This window comes from Oceanobacter antarcticus, assembly GCF_044962685.1.
Taxonomy (GTDB): domain Bacteria; phylum Pseudomonadota; class Gammaproteobacteria; order Pseudomonadales; family Oceanobacteraceae; genus Oceanobacter; species Oceanobacter antarcticus.
In genome coordinates this window covers 42,565-58,342 of sequence record NZ_JBBKTX010000001.1, presented here as the reverse complement: position 1 = coordinate 58,342, position 15,778 = coordinate 42,565, and the positions used below count along the sequence as shown (strand labels likewise).

The window sequence follows — 15,778 nt, the reverse complement described above, 5'->3', positions numbered from 1 at the left end:
TTCAGCACCTCGAATAAATAAGCGACTTACCAGTTATCATTCAACCAATTGAATACATTAATCTGACTACGACTAGTACTAGGTAATTCATCTTTAATCAATGATTCAGCTTTACGTCCCGAAGTTGTACTTGTAAGATCTCGCTTCTTTAGCACCTTGTTTATCATGTACAAAACCTCATAGCCTTCTTTTCGACTAAAAAGCGTACTATCCGGTGTGCCAGTGATTTTTGGATCATCTCCATCAATAGCAGTCCAACTATAGTGAGTGTACTGCATATCAGATTTTTTAAATGTCATACAACTACCCTTTTTTATAATTTCCAAAATTAGAAATCATATAATATATGGGGATTAAGTTTTTACTTTCAACCTTTCACAAACTCTAACGCCCGGCTCAGCGGCGTGGTGAAGTTGGCGATTTTTGTGCGTTTTTTTGCACAAAAAGTGACAACTTTACCACGTCCGATGCAGCAACTTTTTAGATGCATATTAATGGATATTCGATTTTGAAAAGACATTTAAAATTATAACCCCAACAACAATAAATCCCATCCCTATAATTGATGCTAAATCTAATTTTTGGTCATAAATAACCCAAGCTGCCATTGCCACTAATACTACACCAAGGCCGGCCCACACAGCATAAGCCACGCCAATAGGAATAGACTTTAATGCGAGAGATAAGAAATAAAATGCAACGACATAGCCAACAATAACAATAACGGAAGGAGTTAATTTTGAAAACCCATCACTAGCCTTTAATGCTGAAGTTGCCGCTACTTCTCCTAAAATTGCAACAGATAAAAACAACCATTCTCTCATTTCATTTCTCCGACTATAAAAATTTAAAGGGAGATTCTAAAGAATTTTAAAATTTAGAACAGTCTTGTTATTTACATACTACTGTGAGCATCTAACGCCGCTATAACCTGCGGCCAAAGTGGAGCTGGATTTGGGCTAAAATGGCCGCAGGCCATGCCCAAAGACCAGCGGAGCTTTGGACGTCAGGTTGATAGCCTTGTTAGGGCCCACCTGCTATATTTGTACCGTATTTCCGTACACTTGGTATTAGATATGGACACAGTAAGCGTAAACCAATTTAGAGATAAGCTAAAAACCTTTGTAGAACAGGTAGTTACAAACCACACTCCGCTCAAAGTTACCCTAAGAGCCGGTGACGCATTCGTAGTAATGAGCGCCGACGACTGGGAGAGAGAGCAAGAAACACTCTACGTTCTACAGAACAACAGCCTAATGAAACAGATTGCTGAATCTATGGCAACTCACAATAAAGGCTCCGGTTATACCCCTACCAGAGAGGAACTAAATGAGATCACTGGTATTTGAAGGTAGGACCTGGATCACCTATGAAGAGCTTCGTGAAAAAGATAAAAAACTATACAAAGCTCTCTGCAAACATTTAAAAGAAATGCTTCGTGAAGATCCCAGCCAAGGCACGGGAAAACCAGAACAACTTCGACACAATCTCACCGGATTTTGGTCTAGACGCATTTCTCAAAAAGACCGATTAATTTATAAATTTGACGATAACTCTATTTATATTTTTGCCATTGGTGGACATTATGATGACCATTAACTGCGCGCAGCCCTAACGCCCGCATTTGCGGCTGGTTTGGAGCGTAGCGGAAAACCAGTCCGACAACATGCGTTTGTTAAAAGACCCGAATTCATATACTAACCGCGACACCTTTCAAAAATAGAAAGGTGAGCTGTAATATCTGCTGTTTTTCACTCCCGCCAAGAAGTCGAAAAGCATCATGAAATATCAACAGCTCACCTATGAAGAAAGAATAACGCTATCAACCCTGTCCCAGCAAGGTCTATCTGTGCGCAATATTGCTCAAATAATGAAGCGTCATCCTTCGACTCTGTATCGGGAATTTCAGCGTAATCGTTGCTACGTCACTGATGGGGCTTATCGTCCGTCAAAAGCACAGCGAAGAACGCGAGCAAGACGCAGCCGATCTCGCAGAAACAAACACTATTCTGATAGTGATTTCAGTACTGTACGCAAGCTCCTGAAGCAAAAGTGGTCACCTGAACAAATAGTTGGTCACATTCGCCGTAATTGCTTGATGAGACGACGCTTGAGCCATGAGACGATCTATCAGTATATCTGGCGAGATAAAGCCAATGGTGGGAATCTTTGGCTACACTTACGCCAGTCATCAAAGCAGCGGCGAAAGCGCTACAAAGCCTATGACAGCCGTGGTCGACTCGCGAATAAACGGCATATCAGTGAACGTCCATCAAGCGTAGAAACCCGCAAAACTATGGGTCATTGGGAGATAGATACCGTTCATGGACGAGGCAGCAGCCACTGCATAGTGACGTTACTTGAACGAAAAACAGGCTTTGTCATGATCGGAAAACTTAACGATAAGTCAACCCGGTCGTTAAACAAAAAAACAATCAGGCTAATCAATCGAGATCCTGATGCATTCAAAACCATCACCTCAGATAACGGCACTGAATTTCATCAATATAAGGAAATAGAAGACCGGTGTGACACAGTATTTTATTTCGCCACTCCCTACCATTCCTGGGAGAGAGGGAGCAACGAAAATATTAACGGCCTTATCCGGCAATATCTTCCTAAGACTGAAAGTATGAAAGACATCACTCAGCAGCAATGTAACAACATTGCTGCTGCTCTGAATTCACGACCAAGAAAACGGTTTAACTACAAAACCCCTGAGGAGATGTACTATGGAATCTAATGACTATTGTCGCGCTTCAAACTTGATACTAGGAGAGTTACTCTACCGAGCTAAGCTCAAGTTCGTTAAAGATAGCAAGAGGCTCGTCCGGTTGTAGCGCCCACCTATACGCCGGATGGACCTCCCAATCATAGCCAAACTCTGTAAATTTGTTTGATAGGTAGCGATTTTCTTCAAAATACTTACGATCAATTCCATTAGCCACCTTCTTCCTCGCGGTGATGAAATTGATTTTATATAAGAAAGCCGCTAGCTCTTTTGTGTCTGCCGTATTTCCATTAGCCCACTTGTACTTTCCTTGCTCTTCTATCGCACGAATTTTCTTAAGTAATTCATCGGTGGAATATACGTAACCTTGCGATGCTTTTCGTTGAATTTTTGATGGACGCATACCTAGAATTAATTTCTCAATTTGAGGAAACTCCGATCGATACTCGTTAAAGGTATCTTGTAAACGCCCCTGTGAATATTCTTCAAATACTGCCTCAAGATGGTTTGTAGATATTATTGTAGCGTCTAAACGATTTGCTTCCCTACCAGCAAGGGTTAACAACTTGACAAGATCTCGTGGCCGCTTTCGAATTAGAGACATTAGCACTCTGTACATCGGTGCATTATTCCAATGCCCTTTCCCTGTAAAGCGTTCTTCAATAATCTCATTTAAATAGCCAAAAATATCCCACTGATGCTTCTTGAGGAGCTCTTCTTCATCTACATCTCTACCGAAGTAACTCTCTATTCTCTTAACAAGAAGAACAAGAATTTCGTAATTTGACCAAGTGTGCCAAATGACTGAGCTTTCTGTTTTGTCAGTAGACTCATCTGAAGTCCTTGCCAAATAATATACATCAGAGCGCAAGCTTATTCGAAAATATATCCCCCTATTTTCTGTTGATATATCTCGAATTGCATTCAAAAGTGCTGAAATTCTTTGAATGTCACTTTTTCTACCTTCCCACCCTCTATCTAAATCATCGATGTACACCGATATCTTATTGTGGCACAGAAAATCTTTTAGAACAGCTTGTTTAGAGGCAGAGAGATTTACAGTATTCTCTGCTTTCAATGTCGATGAAAGAAAATCTAGAGCGGCGCCTCCATATTGATTTAGCTTTCCTCTCCATCCTTCATAAAGGAGACCAAACGAGGTCAATGCCTTCCTTGCGATAATTTCATTTATACCAGCTTTCCAGTCTCTTATTAGCTTTAAAAAATCGGTGGCATCTTCGGCAATACCAAGAATGTCATCAGGCTTTATAAGAAGTGTGAGCCTATTCTTTGAAGACTCCTCATCTATCGCGACCTGAAATAATGCTGACTTTCCAATTCCTTTGTGCCCGACGAGAATCCTCAAAGGTAAGTCATTGACAACTTGTGAATATGTTTTGTTTTTAAAATAGTATTGCCTCAATCTCTCTGGATCTTCATCTTCTGCAGCTTCATGCCCAAAAAGCCTTTGTAGTTCATATTCATTGAATTCCATATATTCCTCGATCTTCGAAATTGAAAACTTTTAACAGTTTATTAGTGCGCATGCGCGGTTTCTGGGCAAGCCGGTTTCTGAGAAATCACCGTAACTACTTGAATAATAGGAAGTAAAATCCATTTCCAGATCAGTCCATTCTGTGAAAGCGAGCATGCGCATTAACTCCTTTGTGCCTTGCGCATTAATCTGTAAACCTGCGCAACAAATTTCCGTGTATCAATGCCTTAACGATAACAACGTCCGGGAAAGCGCGCAAGGCTTCTGAAAAAGCGCGCATTGATTTGGGCAAACTTTCAATCATACTGGATATGCATACACATCAGATCAAGGAGTGATCAATGACTTCCAGCCCCTTTCTCAATGACATTCGCCGCTTTATGCGCACCCGCGGCTACAGCCTGCGAACCGAGAAAACCTATGTTTACTGGATTCGGTTCTTTATCGTTACCAAAAGCGGAGACATCCCAAAGAGATGGGGGCTGCTGAGGTGGTGCAGTTTCTGGGGTTTCTGGCGAATGATCGTCGTGTCTCGGTCAATACTCAGAAGCTGGCCTTGAATGCGTTGGCGGTTCTCTATAACACGTATCTGGAATTGCCTCTGGGCGACCTGGGCTTTCAACATGCCAATAAACCTGCCAAATTGCCTGTGGTGATCTCATCGCAGGAGGTCGGACGAATTCTTGCCGTGATGAACAATCGGGATCGGCTGATATTTTCGCTGCTATTTGGCTCCGGTTTGCGCATTTCTGAATGTTTACGGCTGAGAATCAAGGATTTCGATTTTTCTCGGCGAGCACTGACCGTACACAGCGGCAAAGGAAACAAGGACCGGGTGACAATTCTCTCCTTATCGCTTCAGACTGAAATTGAAGCAGCGATGGCCAGTGCCATAGAAATTCAGAAAATTGATAATACTCTGGGTGTTGGCCCCTCGTTGCCAGATGCCCTGGGGAGAAAGTATCCGAATGCCTTCAACCACAAACGCGTTGCCTGTCATACATTCAGGCATAGTTTTGCTACTGAGTTGCTACGTGCGGGCCGGGATATTCGTACCGTGCAAGAGTTATTGGGTCATACGGATGTTGCCACCACGCAGATCTATACCCATGTGATCGGCCAGCATTTTGCGGGCACTGAAAGTCCGATGGATCGGTTGAGGATGTGAACGGCGATCCCTGTCTATCGGATTATCAGACGGATTGACCCTGTAACTTTGCCATTCGCACCAGGTTGTAGGCCATCATGGTCATCTCAAGAGCGCTGTTGACCTTCGCCAGCCCCTTCACTTTTAACTGCCGTAAGTGGCCAACGGTCTTGCCCCAGCCGAAGGGTTCTTCGACCCGTTTACGCACAATCTGGCTGGCAGCATAACCCGTTTTATGACTGGTTCGACCATCGATCGCTGAGCCGCCGGGCCGTTTGTCATTGCGGGCAACATGGGGCGTGATACGGTGGTTCAGCCGAAAACTCTTTTGGGAAGCCCAAGCCTGCATCAGAGTGCCATCGACACTGAAATGATCGTTCGACAGGAGCTGTTGTTTTTGGGCCGAGGCAACCACTTCGGCAAATAATTCGGCGCTGACGTCATGGTGGATCAAGCGATCCCGATTGACGCTGAAAGTCGAATGATCCCAGACCGGCTCATCAATGCTCAGGCCGACAAACCAGCGATAGAGCATGTTGTACTGAATCTGTTCGACCAGTTGCCGTTCGCTGCGAATACTGAAGAGGATTTGCAGCAGCAAGGCTCTCAATAAACGCTCCGGAGGAATGGACTCCCGCCCACACTCGGAATAGATCAGGCTGAGTTTCCAATCGATGTGGGTGAGCGCCTGATCGAACAGGGTTTTGATGGATCGTAAAGGGTGATCGTGTGGAACCCGTTCATCCTGTTTGATGGTGGTGAACAGAGGCTCCTGAGTAATGTCAGCGCCACGCATGGGGAGTCCGAGAATTCATTGAAAAAGAGTATTTTACCAAAGCCAGTAGGCATCAGGATAAAATCAACAGCCTGCTAAACATGTCGGGCGTCAAAACAAACAGTGTCCGCTGGCTGTTTTCACTCGTTCAGGACAACATTACCGGCAAGCACAGCGATGTTGCCTTCAGGCAACAGGCTCACGCTGGATTGTTTTTCATCAAAACGTACCGGCAGTGCAATGACGTCAACGCCAGTATTAATAACCTCTGCCAGTGCTTTTGCGTACTCAGGATCAATATCAGCTGCCGCTGCAACGGCCGTTACTCCCTCCAGCGCCACGCAAAACAGCAGCAGGCTACGATGGCCTTGCTGCTGTAATTGCTGCAAGCGTCGCAAGTGTTTCAGCCCACGCTCGGTGCGGGCATCCGGGAAACAACCCAGTCCGGCGGCGAGATCCTCACGCCGTAACGTCAGGCTTTTTACCTCGATATAGAGATCTGGCACAGCGTCGCCCTGCAACAAAAAATCCAATCGCCCATCTTCTACCCTAGGCTCCCGCAGCACTCGGGTATAACCACCCAGCAGATCAGACAAGCAACCGGTATTCGGGAGTTGCTGCAGCATTTCGGCCACCAGCTGATTGGCTCTGGCGGTATTAATACAGGCTTTGTACTGACCCGCCACTTCGGTCCATTCCCAGCTGTAGCGCAGCTTGCGTTGTGGGTTGGCACTGTCCCACAGCCAGACCCGGCAACCGGGGTCGGCACAGCCGGTCATGGCACCGGTATTGGCACAATGGGCAGTAATGACGTCGCCGTTATCCAGTTCGATGTCGGCCAGAAAGCGCTTGTAACGTTTGATCAGGCGGCCCGGAATCAGTGCCGATGAGTACTTCATGTTATGGCTACCAACCAGTCTGACAGGCGTTCGACAGCCTGTTTCAGTCGAGCAAGATCGGCGGTAAAGGCAAATCGTATATGGGTCTGGGCCTGATACTCGCCAAAATCGATACCCGGAGTCAGCGCCACGCCGGTTTCACGTAACGCGCGCAAACAAAATTCAAGGCTATTGTTGGTAAAGCGGCTGGCATCTGCGTACACATACAAGGCCCCATCCGGTGCCACGGGCACCACAAAACCCAGTTCTGGCAAGGCCGTGAGCAGATACTCACGGCGTTCGGCAAGAATCGACCGACGTTGCTCCAGAATCGCCAGGGTTTCCGGCTCGAAGGCCGCCATGGCTGCGTGCTGTGCCGGTGTTGGCGGCGCAAGAAACACATTCTGGGCCAGTGTTTCCAGCGTCGGCAACCAGTGCTCCGGTACTACCGCCCAACCCAGCCGCCAGCCGGTCATGCCGAAATATTTGGAGAAGCTGTTAATCACCACGGCATTATCGGCAACAGACAAGACACTCTGTGGTTCTGAGCCATAGTTCAGCCCCTGGTAGATTTCGTCCACCCATAACTCACCTCCCAGCCGTTCAGCTGTAGTGGCCAATTGGGACAATTCTGGCAGGCTTAATACGGTACCCGTCGGGTTGGCGGGGCTGGCCACCAGCGCAGCTCGGGTGGCCGGTGACCAATGTTGCTCCAGCAACGCTGGTGTTAGCTGATAACGCTGCTGCGGCCCAGCGGGAATCAACTGGCCACAGGCTTCAAACAAACGGGCAAAATGGCGATTACAGGGATAACCAGGGTCTGCCAGCATCAGCTGATCGCCTGGCCCCAAACGCGACGCGGCCAGCAGCAGCAAGGCCCCGGATGCACCAGGCGTCAGAATAATACGGGCAGGAGACAGCGAAATACCGAACCGTTGCTGATACCAATGCGCCACTTTTTCACGCAAGGCGGGCATACCCAGCGCCGGGGTATAGCCAGTGTTGCCAGCTCGTAATGCCGTGAAAGCGGCGTCGATCATCGGTGCCGGGGTCGGGAAATCCGGCTCACCCACTTCCAGATGAATAATGTCCTGGCCAGCAGCTTGCAGCGTTTGGGCTTCGGTCAGAATCTCCATGACCTGAAAAGGGGATATTTCACGGCTGCGTCGAGTCATGGCCTGACCAGTAGCCGGATGGATAGATCGAGATGAATGTTCCACAAAAAATCTCCTGCGTCGGGCCAACATTGTGCCAGAAGCCGACAATTCGACAAATTGTCGCTCTACAAGCCGTCTATTTGCCTGTTGGCCGCATCAACCCAATGAAATAGTTGGCGCTCGCGCCGTTATCTGCTAGTTTGCCGGCCTTATTATTTTTGGCGCCCATGGACATGCCGGTATCAGGCCACTGGTCCTTGCTGTCGTGGTAAGCCAAGTGTTCGGTTGATAGAACCCGTTAACCAGGTGAGGCAGCAGCACCATGCCGCAAGATAAAAAAGAATTCGCTCTGACAGACTTTACTCCTTACCAGGCGTCCGCGACTGAAGAGTACATGAATGACACCCAGCTCGAGCATTTCGCAAATATTCTGCGCAAATGGAAACAAGAGTTGATGGAGGAAGTCGATCGTACCAAAGAGCACATGCAGACTGAGCTGAATAACTATGCCGATCCTAACGATCGCGCCAGCCAGGAAGAGGAATTCAACCTCGAACTGCGTACCCGTGACCGCGAGCGCAAGCTCATCAAGAAGATCGAAAAAACACTCGATCTGATCGACAAGGGCGATTACGGCTATTGTGAAGCCTGTGGTGTTGAAATTGGTATTCGTCGTCTGGAAGCACGTCCGACAGCCGACCAGTGTATCGATTGCAAGACCCTTGCAGAAATCAAGGAAAAGCAACTGGGCGTTTGATCCAGTTGTGCCGTGCGGGTGCCCTTTGCCCGCGCCGCGCCCTTCTTCCCACCCTCATGTCGACTCCCACAGCGGCTCTCTCTGACGCTCTCCAGACTGCTCGCTCACAACCAGAGCCCGGTTGTTATATTGGCCGTTTTGCGCCGTCGCCTACCGGCCCACTGCATTTTGGTTCGTTACTCGCAGCCTTAGCCAGTTACCTCGACGCTCGCCACGCCAATGGCCAATGGCTGCTGCGTATCGAAGATCTCGACCCACCCAGGGAAGAACCGGGAGCCAGCCACCATATTCTCAGCACCCTGGAAGCCTACGGCCTGAACTGGGACGGCAGCGTGCGTTATCAGAGCCAGCGCCAGGCGGTCTATCAGCACGGTTTGCAACAGCTGGCGGACAAAGGTGTGGCCTTTCCCTGTGGTTGTTCACGCAAGCAACTGCAAGGCCGTCTGCACCTTCGGCATTGCCTGAACCCGCCAGACCGGAGTCAGGATTACGCCTGGCGTTTCCGGGTTGATCCGAATTCCGCGCCGCTGTGCTTTCAGGATCGTCTGCAAGGCCGCGTTTGCCTGTCTCCTGCCAACGATATCGGTGATTTTGTGATTCGCCGCCGCGACCAGCTCTGGTCTTATCAGCTGGCGGTGGTGCTGGATGACCGTGATCAGGGTATCAACCAAATTGTGCGGGGCATCGACCTGATCGACTCAACCCAACGACAACTGCTAATCTATCAGGCGTTCGATTGGAGCGCACCACAGTACGCGCATATTCCGGTCGCGACAGAAGCCAATGGTCAGAAACTCAGCAAGCAGAATCTGGCCCTGCCCTTACAACCGGATCCCAGCGGCCAAACCCTATGGCTGGCGTTAGACTGGCTCCGCCAGCACCCTCCGGTGGCACTGCAATACGAAGGTAATCCCAGCGTACTACAGTGGGCAATCCAGCATTGGCAGCCCGCAGCACTCAATGGCATTCACGGCCTGCCAGCACCCGTCTCGTTTCAACGCAGCCCGGCTGGCCTGCGGTCATAAATGCCAGTGTCCGATTTATGCTACCCTGTCGCCTTTTGCCACACTCGGTGTTGCCAGTCAGCAACTGTCACCCGCCCCTGACCAGGAACCTGCTTGATGACATTCAGCCTCAGCCTGCTCTGCCTGATTCTGCTTGGTTACCTGGCCCTGCTGTATCTCAGTGCCTACGCCGTGGAGCGCAGCTGGATACCACGCCGCTGGGTACAACAGCCGATCATCTATCTGCTGTCGCTGGGCGTCTTTGCCAGCGCTTGGGGCTATTACGGCAGCGTGGCACTGGCTCAACTTTATGGCTATGGCTATTTTTCCTACTTCGGGGGCCTTGCCGGTGCCTTTCTGCTGACACCCATTTTGTTACGGCCAATCTTGCGCATCACCCGCCGCTACCAGCTCAACTCTCTCGCCGACCTGCTGGCGTTCCGCTACCGCAGCCAGGCGGCTGGCGTGCTGGTCAGTATCTGTATGCTGTGTGTGGTTGTGCCGTTACTCAGCCTGCAAATCAAGGCGGTGGCCGACACGCTCGATATTCTCAGCCCTGGATGGCCGGTCAGTAATCTGGCTCTCGGCTTTGCCATGATACTGCTGACGCTGACCATTATGTTTGGCGCCCGCCAAATGACGCCAAGGGAAAACCACGAGGGCCTGGTGTTTTCACTGGCGCTGGAATCGCTGTTCAAGCTGGTTGCTGCAGCCGTCACCACTATCGTGGTAGTGACCGAGATTATTCCTGCATCACCGGGTGGCGATCAGTGGATGTTATCGATTCACCACTACCTCGCCAGTCGTCCGTCCGGCCCGCCTGATGGCCCTTGGCTGACACTACTGGTGATGTGCCTGGCGATTGCCATTGCCATGCCTCACACGTTCCATATCACCTTTACCGAAAACGTCAGCAACCGCGCCCTGCGACTGGCCAGCTGGGCCTTTCCACTGATTTTACTGGCACTGAGCCTGTCTATTCCGCCGCTGCTCTGGGCCGGGATGTCTCATCAGATCACGGTGCCAACTGAATATTTTGCGCTGGGCCTGGGGCTGGAAACCGGCTCACCAACCATTACCTTGCTGGTTTTTCTGGGAGGCGTGGCCGCTGCCACTGGCGTCAGTATTCAGATGACTCTGGCGACTACGGCGATGTTGCTGAATCACCTGCTTTTCCCTCATTACAAACCCAGCCCGAAACACGATTTTTACCGCTGGCTCTTATGGTCGCGTCGGTTATTAATCCTCGGATTGATCGCGCTGTCGTATCTTTTTTATCAGCTCATGGGCGACAAACTCGACATCAACCGCCTCGGTATTCTTGCCTGTGGTGCAGCCATGCAGTTTTTGCCCGGTATTCTCGGCTTGTTGTACTGGCGCGGTGCCAGCCGTACGGGCTTTGTTGCAGGTTTGAGTACCGGTCTGGCTATCTGGTTATTGGGGCTGCTGCTACCGCTGCTGCTGGTTGGCTCCCGCTGGGAACACTGGTTCATGATTCCCGATGAAAGCAACTGGCATCGTACCGCCTTGCTCAGCGTACTGGGCAACCTGCTGCTGTTTGTCATCATCAGCTTCACCCGCAAGCCGGACGATGCCGAACTCAGCGCCGCCGACGCCTGCGTCATCGCCGCCCAACGTCCCAGCATGCAATTGCTGGAGGCTGAAAATTCCAACGATGCCATCCTTGCTCTCAGTCGCCCGTTAGGTCGCTACATGGCCGAACGCGAAGTACACCAGGCGCTGACGGATCTGGGCCTGCCCGGCTATGAAGACCGACCGCACGAACTGCGTCGCTTGCGCGTACGGTTGGAAGCCAATTTGTCCGCTTTACTCGGCCCAACCGTGGCACAAGATATTATCCGGCGCTATTTACCACTGCAGGAAGGCACCGAACTAAGCAGCGACATTTATATTATTGAACAGCGACTGGAAGGCTTTCATGACCGGCTTTCAGGCATCGCAGGCGAGCTGGATCACTTGCGCCGCTACCACCGCCAAACCCTCGAACGGCTGCCTATCGGCGCATGTTCCCTGGCGGAAGATGGTGAAATCCTGTTGTGGAATCAAGTGATGGTCGAACTGACCGGGCTGGCCGCCGAACGGGTCACCGGCACCTTGCTGCACCAGTTACCAACGCCCTGGGGCGATCTGCTTGGACGTTTTATCAAAACGCCGACATTACACGAGCACAAAAAACGGGTCGACATTGGTGCCCGCCCCCGCTGGTACACCTTACACAAATCCATTATTCAGTCAGCCAATGGCCAGCCAGGTGGGATTGTGCTGTTGCTCGAAGACCAGACCGACACCCAGCTACTGGAGCGCGAATTGATTCACAGCGAGCGTCTGGCATCGATTGGTCGCCTGGCGGCTGGCGTCGCCCATGAAATTGGCAACCCGATTACCGGCATCGACTGCCTCGCCCAGAGCATGGAATACGAAACTGACAATCCCGAGCTGCACCAGATTGCCCACCAGATTCGTGAGCAGACCCAACGCGTCAGCCGCATTCTGCAATCCATGATGAACTTCGCTCATGCGGGTAACCACGCCACCGAGAACGAGGAAGTCAACCTGCACCATTGCCTTGAAGATGCCATGCAGCTGTTGCGCCTGAACAAACGCAGCCCGGACATTGAATTCGTCAATCAAAGTGACCCTGAGCTACTGGTCATTGGCGACTCTCAACGTCTGGTACAGGTATTTATCAACCTGCTGAGTAATGCCCGTGATGCCAGTCAACCCGGTCAACAGGTCATTGCCGATACACTGGCCGATATGCATCAGGTCACCGTCAGAGTGACCGATCAGGGTCACGGCATTCCGCCTGATACATTAGAACAAGTGTTCGAACCCTTCTTCACCACCAAGGAAGTTGGCAAGGGCACTGGCCTCGGTCTGGCACTGGTGTACAGCATCATTGAAGAACATTATGGCCAGGTACAGATCGTCAGTCCGGTGACCGGGAATGCCGGTACTTGTGTTAAAGTCAGTCTCCCGCGTTACCTGCCGGAGAACAGGATGGAAACAAATCTATGAGTCGCATTCTGGTCGTCGAAGACGAAGCTATTATTCGCCAATCTGTACGCAGACTGTTGCAGCGTCACCACTACGAAGTAACAGACCTCGACAGTATTGATGCAGCCCGCGAATACGACCTGAGCGCCTTTGATCTGGTGATTACCGATCTACGCCTGCCAGGTGGCCAAGGTACCGATCTGATTGAACTGGCCGGAACGACACCAGTGCTGATCATGACCAGCTACGCCAGCCTCCGCTCTGCGGTGGACGCCATGAAAATGGGTGCGGTCGAATACATCGCCAAACCCTTTGATCATGGCGAACTGGTTGAAGCCGTCAAATCAATCCTCGAAAAGGCCCAACTGCCCCCCGAAAGCAATGCCTCCGACCTGCCCGTCAGCAACGCCACGGATATCGCCAAGCACAACGGCATCATTGGCAGTTGCGATACCATGCAAGTGCTGTTTCGTAAAATCAGCAAGGTCGCTCCCACGGATGCAACCGTGATGATTCATGGCGAATCCGGCACCGGCAAAGAGCTGGTCGCCAAGGCACTGCATCAGCAAAGTCGCCGGGCAACCGCCCAGCTTATCTCCGTCAACTGCGCCGCCATCCCGGAAACCCTGCTCGAATCCGAACTGTTTGGCCATGAAAAAGGCGCGTTCACAGGGGCAGCTACCCAGCGTCAAGGACTGGTAGAGGCCGCCAATGGTGGCACCCTCTTCCTCGACGAAATTGGCGAACTGCCACTGGAAGCCCAAGCACGGCTGTTACGGGTGTTACAGGAAAGTGAGATTCGTCGTGTTGGCGCGGTACAAAGCATTAAAGTCGATGTACGCCTGATTGCCGCAACTCACCGCAACCTCAAGGAAATGGCAGCCTGTGGAGAGTTTCGCGAAGACCTCTACTACCGGCTGAACGTGGTCGAACTGACGTTACCACCATTACGAGACCGAGGTGACGACGTGACCGAACTGGCCAGTTTCATGCTGACGCGAGCCTGCGAAAAAATGGGGCAATCCCCCATGCGTTTTGACAGCGGTGCCGTATTGGCGATCAAACAGTATCAATGGCCAGGCAACGTCCGCGAACTGGAAAACGCTGTTGAACGTGCGGTGATCCTTGCAGAAGACCGCTACGTCAGCGCTGAATTACTCGGCATCGATTTGTCGCCCGATCGCTACATCAGCTCAGCCATGCGTGAAAATCTGATTGAAAATAACAACAACCCAGCCATCATCGAACGCACGGAACATGGCGACCAGGGCGATTTATCACTCGACGACTACTTTGTGCATTTTGTCCTGGAGAACGAAGCCAAAATGACCGAGACCGACCTTGCCCGCAAGCTGGGCATCTCACGCAAGAGCCTGTGGGAGCGACGCCAGCGTCTGGGCATTCCGCGCAAGAAAAAATAAACCCTGTACACGCTTCAACCGATCTCAATTCAGCCGCAAAACCACCGTTCGGGCATTGTTACCCGAACGGCAAACACCTGCTTGTAACTCCCGCATCCAGTACCCACCAACTACATCGGCTACTTCTCTGGTCGTACGACTTCGAGCCGCGTACCTCGAACATCCTATTGGCCAACCTGAGTGTTACCCCACTACCCCGAGCAACCTATTTCATACGCTACCCGAGGTAACACAATAGGTAACACTCCAATACCCCAGCCAGCAATACACCCGCCTGAACCAATAGCCACAGCCAGGAATAAATACTAAGTCATTGATTAAAAACGATAAAAATAAACAAAAAAACAAAAGTCCCACCTTGGCACGTAACTGGCTTTAACTACTGCAACAAAAAGAGCGGGTATCACGCCAAACAAAAACAACAATGTGATCATCAGCCTTACACCGAAAATAAAAACAAGTGTCGGTGCACGAGTGTCAGAACAAGAAGAAGTCATACTCTCTCGCGAACCCCGCACCTGAAAAGGTGGCGGGGTTTGTTCTTTCTGGGCATTTTTACTGGCAGAACGGACTGGCAGAGTCGGGTTGATATCGAAATCAGATAGCAAATCCAATGTCAGCAATGTGACCGTACAATCTCATCAATCTCATGGCCAGCCACCACACATCCTCCAGCCTTGAATGACACCTCCCCGCTATTACCCTCGCATGGGCCAATTTTTCTGCGACATACAGGCTGCCCAAAATACTCCTCACTACCCAGACTGCTCCCCCCAAAGAAGTGCTACCCAAGTGTTACGCCATCGCCAAAGTGTTACCCCTCACCCCGCTATCAAGGTAACAAATATCTGACATTGACCAGAAAAATTCAAATCAAAGAATACAACCCATTGATATTAAAGAGTTTTAAAAAAGTGGCACAGTACTCGCTTTATCCTGTTCAAGAACAAGAGCTGAAACACACAATAAAAATAATAATGTGGACTCAGCCAATCACCGACAATAAAAATAAATACCGGTGATCGAGTGTCAAACAAGAAACAGTCCGTGCTCTCACAAACCCCGCACCTGCAAAGGTGGCGGGGTTTGTTCTTTCTGGCGCTCTGCCAACGCCTCCTTGCAGACCAGCATCCAAACGCCAGCTACCTACCAAGCGTTAGTGCTGGATTTCTCGTCCGCTCCGTCAGAAATGATGGATACCCGATGCATCCAGCAGCCCATGCCAACATCTCAGTTCAGTTTCGTTGTCTCAAACCACGCCTGCTCCTATCTGTGGGCTATTGGCATATTGAGCACACTCCTGGCGGTTCACTCTGTTGCATCGCCAGGTCTGTTTTGCCCGCTGGCGTCCGCAATTACCACACAGCCAGCTTCACGACAGTCGGTAGACCAAAA

14 protein-coding genes and 1 pseudogene are annotated in these 15,778 nt (G+C 50.5%); 9 read left to right on the top strand and 6 right to left on the bottom strand.

Translation table 11 applies throughout. The annotated features are described in order from the left end of the window. Window positions 1-26: 26 nt before the first annotated feature. Together WG929_RS00280 and WG929_RS00275 are read right to left on the bottom strand one after the other, a co-directional pair. Window positions 27-299 (bottom strand): hypothetical protein, encoded by a 273-nt coding sequence (locus tag WG929_RS00280; RefSeq protein ID WP_416204404.1) that lies wholly within the window; start codon window positions 297-299, stop codon window positions 27-29. Window positions 300-491: 192 nt separating this feature from the next. Next, on the bottom strand, window positions 492-824 hold the full coding sequence (locus tag WG929_RS00275) for a DMT family transporter (protein ID WP_416204403.1): 333 nt from the start codon (window positions 822-824) through the stop codon (window positions 492-494). Window positions 825-977: 153 nt separating this feature from the next. Between WG929_RS00275 and WG929_RS00270 the strand changes: the two genes are divergently transcribed. From WG929_RS00270 to WG929_RS00260, 3 genes are all read left to right on the top strand, one after another. Next, window positions 978-1,349 (top strand): type II toxin-antitoxin system Phd/YefM family antitoxin, encoded by a 372-nt coding sequence (locus WG929_RS00270; protein ID WP_416204402.1) that lies wholly within the window; start codon window positions 978-980, stop codon window positions 1,347-1,349. Continuing rightward, the gene (locus WG929_RS00265) at window positions 1,330-1,599 is read left to right on the top strand and encodes a Txe/YoeB family addiction module toxin (RefSeq protein ID WP_416204401.1); all 270 of its coding nucleotides are present in this window, start codon (window positions 1,330-1,332) and stop codon (window positions 1,597-1,599) included. The genes WG929_RS00270 and WG929_RS00265 overlap by 20 nt, the downstream gene beginning before the upstream one ends. A gap of 181 nt (window positions 1,600-1,780) precedes the next feature. Beyond that, on the top strand, window positions 1,781-2,743 hold the full coding sequence (locus tag WG929_RS00260) for an IS30 family transposase (protein ID WP_416204400.1): 963 nt from the start codon (window positions 1,781-1,783) through the stop codon (window positions 2,741-2,743). 37 nt (window positions 2,744-2,780) lie between these two features. Here WG929_RS00260 and WG929_RS00255 read toward each other — a convergent pair whose 3' ends face one another. Next, window positions 2,781-4,226 carry a P-loop ATPase, Sll1717 family gene (locus WG929_RS00255; RefSeq protein ID WP_416204399.1) on the bottom strand — a complete coding sequence of 482 codons (1,446 nt, stop codon included), beginning with the start codon at window positions 4,224-4,226 and terminating at the stop codon, window positions 2,781-2,783. Window positions 4,227-4,567: 341 nt separating this feature from the next. Between WG929_RS00255 and WG929_RS00250 the strand changes: the two are divergent. Together WG929_RS00250 and WG929_RS00245 are read left to right on the top strand one after the other, a co-directional pair. Further along, a pseudogene (locus WG929_RS00250) lies at window positions 4,568-4,773 on the top strand (phage integrase N-terminal SAM-like domain-containing protein); the annotation flags it as partial. Window positions 4,774-4,917: 144 nt separating this feature from the next. After that, window positions 4,918-5,394, top strand: a complete 477-nt coding sequence (locus WG929_RS00245; RefSeq protein WP_416204605.1) for a tyrosine-type recombinase/integrase — start codon at window positions 4,918-4,920, stop codon at window positions 5,392-5,394. A gap of 25 nt (window positions 5,395-5,419) precedes the next feature. Here the strand turns inward: WG929_RS00245 and WG929_RS00240 are convergent, their stop codons facing one another. The 3 genes from WG929_RS00240 to WG929_RS00230 form a co-directional block, all read right to left on the bottom strand. Further along, a complete protein-coding gene (locus WG929_RS00240) occupies window positions 5,420-6,169 on the bottom strand; it encodes a transposase (RefSeq protein ID WP_416204398.1) in 750 nt (249 codons plus the stop codon). Between the two features lie 119 nt (window positions 6,170-6,288). After that, window positions 6,289-7,047 carry a DNA/RNA nuclease SfsA gene (gene sfsA / locus WG929_RS00235; protein ID WP_416204397.1) on the bottom strand — a complete coding sequence of 253 codons (759 nt, stop codon included), beginning with the start codon at window positions 7,045-7,047 and terminating at the stop codon, window positions 6,289-6,291. Next, window positions 7,044-8,246: a pyridoxal phosphate-dependent aminotransferase gene (locus WG929_RS00230; RefSeq protein WP_369855294.1), complete on the bottom strand. Its 1,203-nt coding sequence runs from the start codon at window positions 8,244-8,246 to the stop codon at window positions 7,044-7,046. Before WG929_RS00230 ends, sfsA begins: the two co-directional genes overlap by 4 nt. A 259-nt stretch (window positions 8,247-8,505) precedes the next feature. On the opposite strand from WG929_RS00230, the gene dksA reads away from it, so the two are divergent. From dksA to WG929_RS00210, 4 genes are all read left to right on the top strand, one after another. After that, the gene (gene dksA, locus WG929_RS00225) at window positions 8,506-8,940 is read left to right on the top strand and encodes an RNA polymerase-binding protein DksA (RefSeq protein ID WP_369855295.1); all 435 of its coding nucleotides are present in this window, start codon (window positions 8,506-8,508) and stop codon (window positions 8,938-8,940) included. Window positions 8,941-8,996: 56 nt separating this feature from the next. Then, window positions 8,997-9,965 (top strand): tRNA glutamyl-Q(34) synthetase GluQRS, encoded by a 969-nt coding sequence (gluQRS, locus tag WG929_RS00220; RefSeq protein ID WP_416204396.1) that lies wholly within the window; start codon window positions 8,997-8,999, stop codon window positions 9,963-9,965. 96 nt (window positions 9,966-10,061) lie between these two features. After that, window positions 10,062-12,983: an ATP-binding protein gene (locus WG929_RS00215; protein ID WP_369855297.1), complete on the top strand. Its 2,922-nt coding sequence runs from the start codon at window positions 10,062-10,064 to the stop codon at window positions 12,981-12,983. Then, the gene (locus WG929_RS00210; protein WP_416204395.1) at window positions 12,980-14,383 is read left to right on the top strand and encodes a sigma-54-dependent transcriptional regulator; all 1,404 of its coding nucleotides are present in this window, start codon (window positions 12,980-12,982) and stop codon (window positions 14,381-14,383) included. Before WG929_RS00215 ends, WG929_RS00210 begins: the two co-directional genes overlap by 4 nt. Window positions 14,384-15,778 lie beyond the last annotated feature (1,395 nt).